The following is a 12,566-nucleotide window of genomic DNA, read 5'->3' as shown; positions in this document are numbered from 1 at the left end:
CCATGAGCTGGCCTCAAATCACACTCATCATCCTGTTGGCCTTTGGTCTGGGCGTGACCGCCATTAAGCATGGCGAACCACGCAACGACAGGCATAGCTTCTGGTGGCAACTTGCTGGCAACCTGGTGATCGCCTGGCTGCTCTGGTGCGGTGGTTTCTTCAGCCAGGCCAGAGCAGCACAGCCACCGCAGGCGGCCCTGCAGTACCGCGCCGATGTGATCCGCAATGCGCGGCTTGAATGGGGAATGTCAGCGCCGGTGGCAGACTTCGCCGCACAGCTGCATCAGGAGAGCGGCTGGCGACCCGATGCCGTATCGCCGGTGGGTGCTCAGGGGATGGCACAGTTTATGCCCGCCACCGCCGACTGGATTAGCCAGCTGGTACCGGGCCTGAACAGCCGTGAGCCGTTTAATCCGGCATGGGCCATCCGGGCGCTGGTCAGCTATGACCGCTGGCTATGGCAGCGCGTCAGCGCCGCCAATAGCTGCGAGCGGATGGCCATGACCCTGTCGGGCTACAACGGCGGACTTGGCTGGGTACAGCGTGATAAGCGTCTGGCCGTGCAAAACGGGCTGGACGGTACCCGCTGGTTTGAGCATGTCGCCACGGTGAATGCCGGGCGCAGTGCCGCCAACTGGCGGGAAAACCGTCACTACCCGCAGCGCATCCTGCACGAACTGGCCCCGCGCTATCTCACCTGGGGAGGCGGCAGCTGTGTGGACTAGCCTGATAAAAAAACTGCCGTGGCGCGGAATGTTAATCGCGCTTGCCTTAGTCGGGGCGTTGTATGGCCTGTACCACTGGGGTTATCGCGGTGGACACAATGATGCAAAACGCGACGGGGATGCGGCGTTGATGACGCTGCAGTCAGCATTCGATACTTATAAAACAGAACAGACAACACTTGAGAACGCTGCGCTGCGGGCCTGGGCAAAGCGTTATCAGGAACAGGTTGCAGCCGGGCATCAGGCAGAGGCCGATTACCTTGAGCAGGTATCGCTGCTTGAAAACCAGAACCAACAACTTAAAGAGAAAATTGATGATGTCACACAGCGCTGGATTGATGAAAAAGGCAAGAGTCATCCCATTGAGTGCGTGTTTACTCGCGGCTTCGTGCGCCAGTACAACGCCGCGCTCGGATATGCCGACGCATCCGTCGACACCGGTCATGCAGGCAGCGCTACCACCGCTATCCCCGGTGCTGTCAAAGCGTCCGGGCAACCTGAAGCCGCTGACGCCGGGCTACGCAACTCAGGCGTCTCCCAGCGTGACGTCCTCGCCAACATCATCGACAACGCCAGACAGTGCCGCGTCTGGCGCAGCCAGATAAACGGGCTGCTGGACGAACGAGAAGGATTAGAAAAATGACGTTGCAGGTTGAATTCTGGACGGTGGTGGGCTTCCTCATCACCTTCATGAGCTTTGTCGGCGGTATGGCCAAGTGGCTTTTCAGTAAAGCTGAGGAGCGTCAGGCGGCGCGATTTGCCTCGCTTGAGCAGTCGCTGCAGCAGTCCGCCTCCAACTGGGGCGAGCTGGAAAAAGAGTTTATGCGCTTCCGGGCTGAACTGCCCCTCAACTACGTCCGTCGCGAGGATTATATCCGGGGGCAGACGGTCATCGAGGCCAAGCTGGACGCACTCTACAACAAACTGGAAGTGGTACAACAGTACCGTCATACAGGAGGTCACCATGGTTGATATCGCCCGCGTGCGCCGGGAATCCCTGCGCTGGAGTCTGCTGGTCGCTCTGAACAAAACCCGCCCGTACACCGCCAGCGAAACGCTGTTGCTGGATGTGTCCCGCGCCATCTACCCGGACACCACCCATCTTGAGCTGCGTCGTGAGCTGGACTATCTGGCTGACCGCAAGATGGTTGATCTGGAGAAGAAGCCCTCTGGTGACTGGTTTGCCGACCTGACCCGCCTCGGCGTTGACCTGGTGGAATATACCGTTGAATGCGGCCCCGGCATTGCCCGCCCGGAAAAGTACTGGAGTGAATGATGGCCAGACGCAGCACGATAGATAAGCTGCCGGAAAACGTGCGGCGCTGGCTTGAGCGGGCGCTGAATGAATCCGGCTTCAGTGGCTATTCCGAGCTGGAATCCCTGCTGCGCGAGCAGGGTTACGTCATCAGCAAATCTGCTATCCATCGCTATGGCCAGAAGATTGAGCGCCGCTATGGTGCCATCCGTGCGGCCACCGAAGCGGCCCGTATGCTGACCGAAGGTGCGGCTGACGATCAGGATGCGCGTTCAGAGGCCGTCATCGCCCTGATCCAAACCGAGCTGTTCGAGAGCATCGTCCAGTTGCAGGAAGCGGAAGAAGGCGAAGTCGACCCTAAAGAGCGCGTGGCGCTGCTGTCGAAGGTGGCAAAGAACGTGGCCACGCTGTCCCGCGCCTCCGTCAACCTGAAGAAATTTCAGAGCGAAGTCCGTGACCGCGCCCGGCTGGCGGCGGGTAACGCCGAGAAGATTGCCCGCAAGGGTGGCCTGTCTGCTGATGCCGTACAGGCGCTACGACGTGAAATTCTGGGGATTGCCACATGAGTCAGCTTGCTCCCGTTCTGCCTGATACCTCGGCACTGGATGTGCCAGCCGTTCTTATGCCTTACCAGCAGCGCTGGGTGGCTGATACTTCCCCCCTTAAGGTGATTGAGAAGAGTCGCCGTACCGGTATTACCTGGGCAGAGGCGTCCGATAACGTGCTGACCGCAGCCTCTTCAGCACCTGCCGGTGGCATGAACGTCTACTACATTGCCTACAACCAGGACATGACCGTCGAGTATATCCAGGCCTGCGCCATGTGGGCGCGGGCCTTCAACTACGCCGCCAGCGAGATTGAAGAAGGTTTCTGGGAAGAGGACGAAGACGACAAGCACATCAAGACCTACACCATCAAGTTTCCCGACTCCGGCTTCCGCGTTGTCGCGCTCTCCAGTCGCCCGTCTAACCTGCGTGGCCGTCAGGGCATCATCGTGATTGATGAGGCTGCGTTTCATGAGCAACTGGACGAACTGCTGAAAGCAGCGCTGGCGATGCTTATCTGGGGCGGTAAGGTGCGCGTTATCTCCACCCATGACGGTGACGACAACCCGTTCAATACGCTCATTGGCGATATCCGTGCCGGACGTCAAGGGGGCAGCGTACAGCGAATAGCCTTCAAAGAGGCCGTTGCGCAGGGTTTGTTTCACCGTGTCTGCCTGCGAACCGGGAAGGAATGGACGCAGGACGCTGAACAGGCGTGGATGGCGTCGGTGTACAAGTTCTACGGCACCGGCGCATCCGAAGAGCTTGACTGTATCCCGGCCAATGGCGGCGGCGCCTGGCTGTCCCGCGCCCTGATTGAGTCCCGTATGTCACCCGATACGCCGGTGCTGCGCCTGACCTGCCCTGAGGGCTACGAGCTGAAGCCCGACGCTGAGCGCTTCAGTGATACACAGGACTGGCTGGATGAGAATCTGAAGCCGCTGCTGGAGGCGATCCCCGCTGATGCCCGCTCGTTTTTAGGGCGTGACTTTGGCCGCAGCGGTGACCTGTCGGTGGACTATCCACTGCTGCAGGAGAAGAACCTGGTACGCCGCGTCCCGTTCGTGATGGAGCTGCGTAATGTGCCGTTCAAGCAGCAGGAACAAATCACCTGGTACCTGATGGACGGCCTGCCAAACCTGATGGGTGCTGCACTTGATGCCCGTGGTAACGGGTCTTACCTCGCCGAATACGCCATGCAGCGCTACGGCTCCAGCCGCGTGAAACAGGTCATGCCCACCGAGAGCTGGTACCGCGAGCATATGCCACCGGTTAAGGCGGCGCTGGAGGATGGCAACCTGATTGATTTGCCGAAGGATGAAGACACGCTGGACGACCTGCGGGCCGTTCAGGTGGTTAACGGCGTTCCCCGCGTACCGGAACAACGGTCAAAAGCGAAGTCGGACAGTGGCAAACGCCACGGGGACTCGGCTATCTCGCTGGCGCTGGCGTACTTTGCCAGCCGTGAAATTAACAAAGGGCCGGTGAAGGCAAGCTCACGCCGTCGTCGCCAGTCGGCCCGTATGCTGGAGGGTTACTGATGGCGCGTGGACTCTGGGTTTCACCCAATGAATTTGTCAGCTTTGCCGAGCCGAATAAGACGCTAACGGAGCAGATTGCGTCACGCAGCCGCTCCATCGACTTCTTCGGTCTGGGGATGTATCTGCCCAATCCCGATCCTATTCTCAAATCACAGGGCCGGGATATTCGCATCTATCGCGAGCTGCGCACCGACCCGCTGGTTGGTGGCTGTATCCGCAGGCGTAAAGCGGCGGTCAAGTCGCTGGAGCGTGGCCTTGAGCGTGGTCATGCTCCGGAGCGGGTGTTCAGCTTTATTAACGACATGCTCGACGACCTTGATATCTCCCGCATCATAGGCGAGATGACTGATGCCGTGCTCTACGGATATCAGCCCTGCGAAATCATGTGGGGCCGTTCGGTTAAGTCCTGGGCGGTCACCGACATCGTGGGTAAACCACCCGAGTGGTTCCAGTTCGACAACGACAACCTGCTGCGCTTCCGGGCAAAAGACGCCGGGCTGGAGGGCGAACCCGTACCGATGAATAAGTTCGTGGTACCGCGTCAGGATGCGACCTATGACAACCCGTATGGCTTCCCCGACCTGTCGATGTGCTTCTGGCCTGTGACGTTCAAGAAAGGCGGGATGAAGTTCTGGGTGCGCTTTGCTGAGAAATTCGGATCGCCGTGGGTTATCGGCAAGCATCCACGTGGTACGGCACAGGGTGAGATTGACCTGCTACTGGACTCGATGGAAGCGATGGTCGAAGACGCCGTGGCGGCTATTCCTGACGACTCTTCCATTGAAATTAAAGAGGCCGCAGGCAAAGCCGACAGCAGCGATATTTACCAGAATCTGATTACGCTCGCCCGCAGTGAAATCTCTATTGCCCTGCTGGGGCAGAACCAGACCACCGAGGCGAACAGCAACCGAGCCTCGGCGCAGGCGGGTCTCGAAGTCACCAGCGATATTCGCGATGCCGACGCCGAAATCGTCGAAAGCGCGGTGAATCAGGTGATACGCCATGTGGTCGCGCTGAACTTTGGTGACGTGGCCAATCCCGTCTGGCGCATGTGGGAACAGGGAACGGTCGATGATTTGCAGGCCAGCCGCGATGAGAAACTTTGCCGCGCCGGTGTCGTCTTCACCCCGCAATACTTCAAGCGCGAATATCAGCTGCAGGACGGCGATATTGATGAGACGCCACCCTCAGAACGCCAGAACAACAACGCACTACCGCTGGCGTTCGCCGAAGCGATTGATGCCGACATTCAGGCGCAGCAGGATCTGGATGATGCGCTGGATATTCTGATGAACGGCGGCTCGTTAAACGGCGTGCTTGAGCCTGTACTGGCACCGTTGTTTAAGCAGGTTGAAGACGGCGTTAACCCCTCGGAGCTGCTGGGGGCGCTGGCCGAACTGTACCCGCAGATGAACGCGGATGACCTGCAGGAGCGGCTGACCCGTATCCTGTTTGTTTCAACACTCTGGGGGCGTCTGCATGAGCGTGACCACGGCTGAACTGGCGTACAGCATGACGTTGCCCCCGAAGCGGGCTATCAGTTACCTGAAATCAAAAGGGTATAAAATCACCTGGGACTGGGAGGAGATGTGGCAGGAGGCGCATGCCCGCGCGTTCACCGTGGCCAAAGTCACCCGCCTCGATATTCTGGAGGATATCCGAAGCGCCCTGCAGAAGGCGCTGGAAGAGGGGAAGACAGACCGCTGGTTCCGAAAGGAGCTGGAGCCGGAGCTGCAACGCAAGGGGTGGTGGGGGCCGCGTGACACCACCGACCCGGTAACGGGTGAACCGGTGACTATCCAGCAGGGTAGCCCGTGGCGGCTCGACACCATCTTTCGCACCAATATGTCGGTACTCTACAGCGCCGGGCGCTGGGCCGAACAGATGGAGAACGTCGACGACAGACCGTACTGGATGTACACCGGCATCAACGACAGCCATACCCGCAAGAGCCACCTGATGCTGCACGGTCTGGTGCTGCGCTATGATGACCCGTTCTGGCAGGCGTTCTACCCGCCGAACGGCTGGCGCTGCCGCTGCGGCGTGATTGCCCTGAGTGCAGCAGATGTCCGTGCCCGTGGTCTGAAAGTAGCGGATTCCGGTACCGCCATGGGCTGGGAGCTGAAGCTGGTGTCGGAGAAAACCGGCGAGATGCAAAACGTCGCCACCTTCAACACCGGTACCACGAAGGTGGCCACCGACGTCGGCTGGTCTTATGCACCGGGGGCGGCATACCGTCCTGACCTTGCCCGCTATCAGGGCACGCTACAAACGCTGGCACAGCAGGAATTGAGAGGATAACGATGGCTTCCGATAATCTGGTCAACATCACCATTAACGATGAGTCCCTGCGCCGGAGTCTGCGGGCGCTGGATTTAGCCGCCACAGACCTGGAGCCTGCGATGCGTAAGATCGCCGGAACCCTGCTGACGGAAACGCAGTTTAACTTTCTGGATGGGGGCCGTCCGGGATGGATGCCCTCGCTCGCCGCACAGGATCGTGATGGCCAGACACTGCAGCTCACCGGGCGACTGATGGGGTCAGTATCAACAGACCATGACGACAGGCAGGCAGCGGTTGGCACTAACGTCGTTTATGGGCCGATTCACCAGTTCGGTGGTAAAACGGGGCGCAATGAGTCCGTTGAGCTTCCGGCCCGCCCGTTCCTGCCGCTGACAGGGGACGGTGAGCTGCAGCCGGATGTGGTTATTCCCATCCTCGATACGATTGTGCGTCATCTTGAATCTGCGGCCCGTCGCTGATGTTAACCCTCCGGGACGGGCGATTTACCGCGTTACCCGCCCCGGAGCCTTTATAAAGGTTTACAGCCCCCTCGTTTACGGTTTTAATCGCTCCTGCTTCCCTCTCTCTGTCTTATCCCCCCTTATTTTTTCTAAAGCAGATTAAAAGCGCTCTTCGCGGCTTTTCCACAAACTGTCTCCGACAACATCATGCGGGGCAGCAAAATGTCAGCCATTCATATTTTTAAAGCCGGTACTCATACCGACATGCACGGCACGAAACTGCCGTTCACGCAAAGCGACCTTGCCGCCTGCGTAAAAGCCTACGATCCGTCCGTCCATGAAGCACCACTCGTTATAGGCCACCCCAAAACGGAAGACCCGGCGTGGGGCTGGGTGAAATCCCTGTCACTTAGCGGCGCTGACCTGCTGGCTGAGCCTGAACAACTTGACCCGCAGTTTGCCGAGCTGGTAGGCAACGGGCGCTTCAAGAAAGTCTCAGCCTCGTTCTATCTCCCGGACTCACCCAGCAACCCGAAACCTGGCACGCTTTACCTGCGTCACGTCGGTTTTCTGGGGGCACAGCCTCCCTCTATTAAGGGGCTGAAGCAGGTGTCATTTGGTGAGTCAGAAGAAGGCGTCGTCGAGTTTGCCGACTGGGGCGATATCACCAATGCCTCTCTCTGGGGTCGGCTGCGTGACTTTCTGATCGGCCAGTTCGGGCTGGATGAAACCGACAAGGTACTTCCGTCATGGCAGGTGGATTCCCTGCGTGAAGAAGCGTACCGCGATCCAGTGAAAGCCGTGCCGGACTTCAGCGAACCAAACCCTAACCCTCAACAAGAGAATGACGCGATGACCAAAGAAGAAATTGAAGCCCTTCAGGCGGAAAACACCCGCCTGAAGGCAGATGCCACCCAGCGAGCTGCGCTGGATGCGAAGAATAAGCAGGAGAAACTCCATGCTGACAACGTTTCCTACGCTGAGAAGCTGGTCAGCGGCGGTCAACTGGCCCCGGCAGCGAAGCCCGTTGTTGTTGCCATTCTGGATGCGGTCTCTGCTGGTGATAAGCCGGTGGAATTTGCCGAAGGAGATATCTGCACACCGCTCGCCACGGCGTTTAAGACGCTGCTGGATGGCGCTGCACCAGTGCTGAACTTTAGCGAACACGCGACCAAAGACCGTGTGGATACCGGTATTTCAACGTCTTCAGCAGAGTTTGCCGAAGCCGACCCAGAGCGTCTGGCGCTGCATCAGAAAGCGCTCGACCTGTCGAAAAAAGAAGGCATCAGCTATGACGCTGCTGTCTCACGCTGCCTGTAATTAAGGAGAGAGCATGTCTGATTATTTAAAGGGTAAGCGCGTCGTTGACCCGGTGCTGACCAGCATCGCACGCGGCTATAAAAATGCGGCCTTCATCGGCGAGCGCATCTTCCCGATTGTCGAGACCGATAAAGAAGGTGTGACAGTACCGACCTTCGGCAAAACGGCATTCGTTGAGTTCGAAACCCAGCGTGCCGTAGGGGCTGACAGTAACGTTCTGGTGCGTGAGAAAACCGGGAGCCTTGACCTGGTACTTAATGAACACGATCTGGCCGCGCCGGTGGACTATCGCGAAAAAGCCGAGTCAATGTTCAACGAAGAATCCAAGGCCATTCGCCGCGTAACGAACGGCGTCAACCTGAAGCGCGAACTGTATGCCGCCCGCCTGGCTCAGGATCCGAAAGTTTATGTCCAGGGGAGCGTCAAAGCCCTGGCCGCAGCTGAGCGTTGGGTTGGCGGTAAAGGTGACCCGATTGGCATTATCGAAGCCGGTATCGAAGCCGTGCGTAACAAAACGGGCCTGCGCCCGAACCTGATGACCATGGGGGCCAGCGTGATGTCCCTGCTGAAGTTCCACCCGGCCATTCAGGCGGCGATTGGGGCTAACGAGCGCAAACGCATCACCCTTGAAATCCTGAAAGACCTTTTCCAGCTGGACGACGTGGTGGTCGGCGAGCCGGTCTCCATGGCCTCCATGAAGGATGCCCAAGATAAGGACAAAACGCCGTCCGATATCTGGGCCGACAACCTGATGCTGCATTACGTCGGCAAGCCCCAGCCAGGTACCACCAGTGCCGATGAGAATGAACCGTCGTTCGGCTACACCCTGCGCCGTAAAGGCATGCCAGTTGCCGATAAGTACGATGGCGCAGGCGGCAAGGTGAATTACTGCCGCTATACCGATATCTACAAAGTCGCCGTGGTCGGTGGCGATGCCGGGTATCTCATCAGCAACATCGTGAAATAAGGGGACGATAATGAGCGCAACTCAACAGGTCATTCTGACCACCACCGTGATGGCAAGCGCGGCTCTCACGCAGCAGCGCTTTGTCGGGGCCGATAATGGCCCCTGTCAGGCCGGGGCCGTCGCGCTCGGTGTGGCAGAGGTAGACGCCGCTGCCGGTGATTTAACGCCGGTCAACGTACTGGGTATTGTTGCCGTCGAAGCGGGTGCTGCGATTGCCAGAGGACTTAACGTCCAGTCGGATGCCAATGCCTGCGCCGTTCCCCAGACAGCAGCCACGGAAGATGCCCCTGCGGGGATTTCAGCCGGGATTGCGCTGGATGAGGCGCTGGCCGAAGGCGACGTTATCCGCATCCTGCGCGGGGTGTGACATGTACTGCACCCTGGCGGATTTACAGGAGCAAGTGCCTGAGTCAACGCTGATTCAGCTCACTAACGAGGTCGTGGATTTTGACACTCCCGCCACGGTGAATGTGACGGTTGTGGACAGCTGTATTCGCTACGCCGGGGAGTTGATTGATGCGCACCTTCGTGGCCGCTATACCCTGCCGCTGGCAGAAGTGCCTACCGTTCTGCGGGATATTGCCATCACGCTGGTGCGTTACCGCCTGTATGTCCGTCGTCCTGAAGGTGATCTGCCTGACACCGTCAAGGACGACAACAAAGAGGCCCGGCGTCAGCTTGAGGCTATCCGCGACGGGAAACTGACGCTGGGGTTGCAGTCCACTCAGAAAGATGTGCCTGAGTCCGGTGAAATCCGGGCACGGGCACGTCGGCCCACCTTTGGCGGGCGCGACGGCTTACTGGAGAAATACTGATGAACGTTCTGCCCGTCCTCGATGCTGTGCTGGCCCGGCTACGCGAGAAGCTGCCACAGTTACAGGTGGAATACTTCCCGGAAAAACCGTCTGAATACCGCCTCAATCATCCTGTCGGCGCACTGCTGCTAAGTTATGCCGGGTCGCGTTTCGACAAACCGAATGATATCGGCGCGGTGATCCAGCCTCAGACGGTTCAGCTCTGCGTCACGGTGGTCTTCCGCCAGCTCAACGGCAAAAGAGGTGCGATTGACGTTCTGGATGCAGTCCGTCGCATTCTCGGTGGTTACACCCCGCCGAACTGCCGCCGCCGTATCTGGCTCACCCGTGAGGTGTTTATCGGTGAGACCAAGGGGCTGTGGCAGTACGCCCTCGACTTTGCAACTGAAAGCGTCTTTATCGAAGACAGCGATTTACCGTCCGGCCCGCTGTTAACCGAAGTGAACTATGAGGAAAGCGAGTGATGAAAGAATACCGCTATTCCGGCCCGGCCAGCGGCGTCACGCTGTCGGACGGAACCGAAATCCTGCTCTGGCCGGGGAAGAACGTCTCCCTGCCGGAGGAGCATGATTATGTGAAGGTACTAGTGGCGCTGAAGCACCTGACGCCTGTACCTGAAGAAACCAAACCCGCCAGCACACCCGCGCCTCAGTTACCAAAGCGCAGAAACGGTGGCGACAGCGATGTGAAAGCGGAGGACACCCATGTCAGCTAACTATCTGCACGGCGTCGAAACCATTGAGGTTGAAAACGGTGCCCGCCCGGTTAAGACGGTGAAGTCTGCCGTTATTGGCCTGATTGGTACCGCCCCGATGGGTGACGTCAATACGCTGGTGCAGTGCCTGTCTGAGAAGGATGCGGCGGCATTTGGCAGCCAGATTACCGGCTTTACCATCCCGCAGGCTCTGGATGCCATCTACGACCACGGCGCAGGCACCGTTCTGGTCATTAACGTGCTTGATCCGGCGGTACATAAAACTGCTGTGACCGATGAAGATGTGACGTTCGATAAAGCAACGGGCAAAGCGCAACTGGCCAATCCGGTGGTCGCGCAGCTGGTGCTGAAACCGGACAGCGATGGCCAGCCTTATGTCGAGGGTGAAGACTACTCGCTCAATGCGCAGACCGGCGTGATCACCAGTCTCGGAAAAAGTATTGCGGCAGGCGCAACCGCGACGGCCAGCTATAACTATGCTGACCCGACCAAAGTCACCCCGGCTGATATCATCGGGGCTGTTAACGCTGCGGGCAACCGTACCGGCATGAAGCTGCTTAATGACAGCTTCAACCTGTTTGGCTACTTCGCCAAAATCCTGATTGCTCCTGTGTTCTGCACCCAGAACAGCGTCTCGGTGGAGCTTATTGCCATGGCTGAAAAGCTGGGGGCGGTGACCTACATCGACGCGCCAATTGGCACCACCTTTGCGCAGGCGCTGACGGGGCGTGGCCCGGAAGGCACCATCAACTTCAACACCAGCTCCGACCGTGTCCGCCTGTGTTATCCGCACGTCAAGGTGTACGACGCGGCCACCAACAGCGAACGGCTGGAGCCGCTGAGCCAGCGTGCTGCAGGTTTGCGTGCCAAAGTTGACCTGGATAAGGGTTACTGGTGGTCTTCATCCAACCAGGAAATCATGGGTATCACCGGCGTGGAGCGCCAGCTGTCGGCGATGATTGACGACCCGCAGAGCGAGGTGAACCTGCTTAACGAACAGGGCATCACCACGGTCTTCAGCAGCTACGGCAGCGGTCTGCGTCTGTGGGGCAACCGCACTGCCGCGTGGCCAACGGTGACCCATATGCGCAACTTTGAGAACGTTCGCCGCACCGGTGATGTTATCAACGAGTCCCTGCGCTATTTCAGCCAGCAGTACATCGATATGCCCATCACCCAGGCGCTGATTGATGCGCTGACGGAATCGGTCAACGCCTATGGTCGTAAGCTGATTGGCGACGGTGCGCTGCTGGGCTTTAAATGCTGGTTCGACCCGGCCCGTAACGAAGAGACGGAACTGGCCGCCGGTCACCTGTTACTGAGCTACAAATACACGCCGCCACCGCCGCTGGAGCGCCTGACATTTGAGACCGAGATCACCTCGGAATACCTGTTAACCCTGAAGGGGAATAGCTGATGGCAAAGATTGAGATCAACCGCATCACCAATGCCAACATCTATCTCGATGGCGCTAACCTGCTGGGCCGGGCCGAGGAGGTCAAACTCCCTGACGTGTCCATGACCATGCAGGAGCACAAAGCGCTGGGGATGGTGGGCAAGGTGGAACTCCCGGCAGGCTTCGACAAAATGGAAGGCGAGATCAAGTGGAATAGCTTCTATCGCGACGCGATGTTGTCTGCCGCTAATCCGTATAAATCGCTGGCGCTGCAGTGCCGCTCCAGCGTCCAGCGCTACAGTTCGCAGGGGCTAATTGACGAAATCCCGCTGGTCACCTTCCTGACGATCATGTTCAAGAAGAACCCGCTGGGGACGTTCAAACAGCACGAGAACGCCGAGTTCTCCAGTAGCTTCACCTGCACGTACATCAAGCAGGTGCTGGATGGTGAAGAGCTGCTGGAGCTGGACTATCTGGCCAACATCTTCCGCGTCGGCGGCGTTGACCAGTTGACCGACTACCGCATTAACATCGGGGGCTGAC

The 12,566-nt window shown here is 58.6% G+C and carries 17 protein-coding genes; all 17 read left to right on the top strand.

Annotated features, from left to right (window positions below; genetic code table 11):
* Window positions 1-2: 2 nt before the first annotated feature.
* The 17 genes from N6G83_RS40350 to N6G83_RS40270 all read left to right on the top strand — a co-directional run bounded on the left by N6G83_RS40350 (window position 3) and on the right by N6G83_RS40270 (window position 12,565).
* On the top strand, window positions 3-725 hold the full coding sequence (locus tag N6G83_RS40350; RefSeq protein ID WP_087816478.1) for a transglycosylase SLT domain-containing protein: 723 nt from the start codon (window positions 3-5) through the stop codon (window positions 723-725).
* Window positions 715-1,368 (top strand): hypothetical protein, encoded by a 654-nt coding sequence (locus N6G83_RS40345; protein WP_087816479.1) that lies wholly within the window; start codon window positions 715-717, stop codon window positions 1,366-1,368. The genes N6G83_RS40350 and N6G83_RS40345 overlap by 11 nt, the downstream gene beginning before the upstream one ends.
* Window positions 1,365-1,697 carry a hypothetical protein gene (locus N6G83_RS40340; RefSeq protein WP_087816480.1) on the top strand — a complete coding sequence of 111 codons (333 nt, stop codon included), beginning with the start codon at window positions 1,365-1,367 and terminating at the stop codon, window positions 1,695-1,697. Before N6G83_RS40345 ends, N6G83_RS40340 begins: the two co-directional genes overlap by 4 nt.
* On the top strand, window positions 1,690-2,001 hold the full coding sequence (locus N6G83_RS40335) for a hypothetical protein (protein ID WP_032636386.1): 312 nt from the start codon (window positions 1,690-1,692) through the stop codon (window positions 1,999-2,001). Before N6G83_RS40340 ends, N6G83_RS40335 begins: the two co-directional genes overlap by 8 nt.
* The gene (locus N6G83_RS40330; RefSeq protein WP_032636387.1) at window positions 2,001-2,546 is read left to right on the top strand and encodes a DUF3486 family protein; all 546 of its coding nucleotides are present in this window, start codon (window positions 2,001-2,003) and stop codon (window positions 2,544-2,546) included. Before N6G83_RS40335 ends, N6G83_RS40330 begins: the two co-directional genes overlap by 1 nt.
* A complete protein-coding gene (locus N6G83_RS40325) occupies window positions 2,543-4,066 on the top strand; it encodes a hypothetical protein (protein ID WP_260524148.1) in 1,524 nt (507 codons plus the stop codon). The genes N6G83_RS40330 and N6G83_RS40325 overlap by 4 nt, the downstream gene beginning before the upstream one ends.
* The gene (locus N6G83_RS40320; protein ID WP_087816482.1) at window positions 4,066-5,565 is read left to right on the top strand and encodes a DUF935 domain-containing protein; all 1,500 of its coding nucleotides are present in this window, start codon (window positions 4,066-4,068) and stop codon (window positions 5,563-5,565) included. The genes N6G83_RS40325 and N6G83_RS40320 overlap by 1 nt, the downstream gene beginning before the upstream one ends.
* A complete protein-coding gene (locus tag N6G83_RS40315) occupies window positions 5,546-6,367 on the top strand; it encodes a phage minor head protein (protein WP_087816483.1) in 822 nt (273 codons plus the stop codon). The genes N6G83_RS40320 and N6G83_RS40315 overlap by 20 nt, the downstream gene beginning before the upstream one ends.
* 2 nt (window positions 6,368-6,369) lie before the next feature.
* On the top strand, window positions 6,370-6,828 hold the full coding sequence (locus N6G83_RS40310; protein WP_087816484.1) for a phage virion morphogenesis protein: 459 nt from the start codon (window positions 6,370-6,372) through the stop codon (window positions 6,826-6,828).
* A gap of 204 nt (window positions 6,829-7,032) precedes the next feature.
* Entirely contained in the window at window positions 7,033-8,130 is a 1,098-nt protein-coding gene (locus tag N6G83_RS40305) for a peptidase (protein ID WP_087816485.1), read from the top strand.
* Between the two features lie 13 nt (window positions 8,131-8,143).
* Window positions 8,144-9,097, top strand: coding sequence for a hypothetical protein (locus tag N6G83_RS40300; RefSeq protein WP_087816486.1), 954 nt, complete (start codon window positions 8,144-8,146; stop codon window positions 9,095-9,097).
* A gap of 10 nt (window positions 9,098-9,107) precedes the next feature.
* Window positions 9,108-9,464: a DUF2190 family protein gene (locus N6G83_RS40295; protein ID WP_087816487.1), complete on the top strand. Its 357-nt coding sequence runs from the start codon at window positions 9,108-9,110 to the stop codon at window positions 9,462-9,464.
* 1 nt (window position 9,465) lies between these two features.
* Window positions 9,466-9,912: a gp436 family protein gene (locus N6G83_RS40290; RefSeq protein WP_039271488.1), complete on the top strand. Its 447-nt coding sequence runs from the start codon at window positions 9,466-9,468 to the stop codon at window positions 9,910-9,912.
* On the top strand, window positions 9,912-10,376 hold the full coding sequence (locus tag N6G83_RS40285; RefSeq protein ID WP_087816488.1) for a Gp37 family protein: 465 nt from the start codon (window positions 9,912-9,914) through the stop codon (window positions 10,374-10,376). Before N6G83_RS40290 ends, N6G83_RS40285 begins: the two co-directional genes overlap by 1 nt.
* A complete protein-coding gene (locus tag N6G83_RS40280) occupies window positions 10,376-10,627 on the top strand; it encodes a hypothetical protein (RefSeq protein ID WP_170930804.1) in 252 nt (83 codons plus the stop codon). The genes N6G83_RS40285 and N6G83_RS40280 overlap by 1 nt, the downstream gene beginning before the upstream one ends.
* Window positions 10,617-12,044, top strand: coding sequence for a phage tail sheath subtilisin-like domain-containing protein (locus N6G83_RS40275; protein ID WP_087816490.1), 1,428 nt, complete (start codon window positions 10,617-10,619; stop codon window positions 12,042-12,044). Before N6G83_RS40280 ends, N6G83_RS40275 begins: the two co-directional genes overlap by 11 nt.
* Window positions 12,041-12,565, top strand: a complete 525-nt coding sequence (locus N6G83_RS40270) for a phage major tail tube protein (RefSeq protein WP_164079462.1) — start codon at window positions 12,041-12,043, stop codon at window positions 12,563-12,565. Before N6G83_RS40275 ends, N6G83_RS40270 begins: the two co-directional genes overlap by 4 nt.
* Window position 12,566 lies beyond the last annotated feature (1 nt).

It is taken from the genome of Serratia sp. PL7 (assembly GCF_945957435.1).
This window is presented reverse-complemented; position numbering and strand designations above follow the sequence as displayed.

Coding starts and splice junctions, on each gene's coding strand:
- N6G83_RS40350 (WP_087816478.1), top strand. CDS start 3: ATGAGCTGGCCTCAAATCACACTCATCATCCTGTTGGCCTTTGGTCTG.
- N6G83_RS40340 (WP_087816480.1), top strand. CDS start 1,365: ATGACGTTGCAGGTTGAATTCTGGACGGTGGTGGGCTTCCTCATCACC.
- N6G83_RS40335 (WP_032636386.1), top strand. CDS start 1,690: ATGGTTGATATCGCCCGCGTGCGCCGGGAATCCCTGCGCTGGAGTCTG.
- N6G83_RS40330 (WP_032636387.1), top strand. CDS start 2,001: ATGGCCAGACGCAGCACGATAGATAAGCTGCCGGAAAACGTGCGGCGC.
- N6G83_RS40325 (WP_260524148.1), top strand. CDS start 2,543: ATGAGTCAGCTTGCTCCCGTTCTGCCTGATACCTCGGCACTGGATGTG.
- N6G83_RS40320 (WP_087816482.1), top strand. CDS start 4,066: ATGGCGCGTGGACTCTGGGTTTCACCCAATGAATTTGTCAGCTTTGCC.
- N6G83_RS40315 (WP_087816483.1), top strand. CDS start 5,546: ATGAGCGTGACCACGGCTGAACTGGCGTACAGCATGACGTTGCCCCCG.
- N6G83_RS40310 (WP_087816484.1), top strand. CDS start 6,370: ATGGCTTCCGATAATCTGGTCAACATCACCATTAACGATGAGTCCCTG.
- N6G83_RS40305 (WP_087816485.1), top strand. CDS start 7,033: ATGTCAGCCATTCATATTTTTAAAGCCGGTACTCATACCGACATGCAC.
- N6G83_RS40300 (WP_087816486.1), top strand. CDS start 8,144: ATGTCTGATTATTTAAAGGGTAAGCGCGTCGTTGACCCGGTGCTGACC.
- N6G83_RS40295 (WP_087816487.1), top strand. CDS start 9,108: ATGAGCGCAACTCAACAGGTCATTCTGACCACCACCGTGATGGCAAGC.
- N6G83_RS40290 (WP_039271488.1), top strand. CDS start 9,466: ATGTACTGCACCCTGGCGGATTTACAGGAGCAAGTGCCTGAGTCAACG.
- N6G83_RS40285 (WP_087816488.1), top strand. CDS start 9,912: ATGAACGTTCTGCCCGTCCTCGATGCTGTGCTGGCCCGGCTACGCGAG.
- N6G83_RS40280 (WP_170930804.1), top strand. CDS start 10,376: ATGAAAGAATACCGCTATTCCGGCCCGGCCAGCGGCGTCACGCTGTCG.
- N6G83_RS40275 (WP_087816490.1), top strand. CDS start 10,617: ATGTCAGCTAACTATCTGCACGGCGTCGAAACCATTGAGGTTGAAAAC.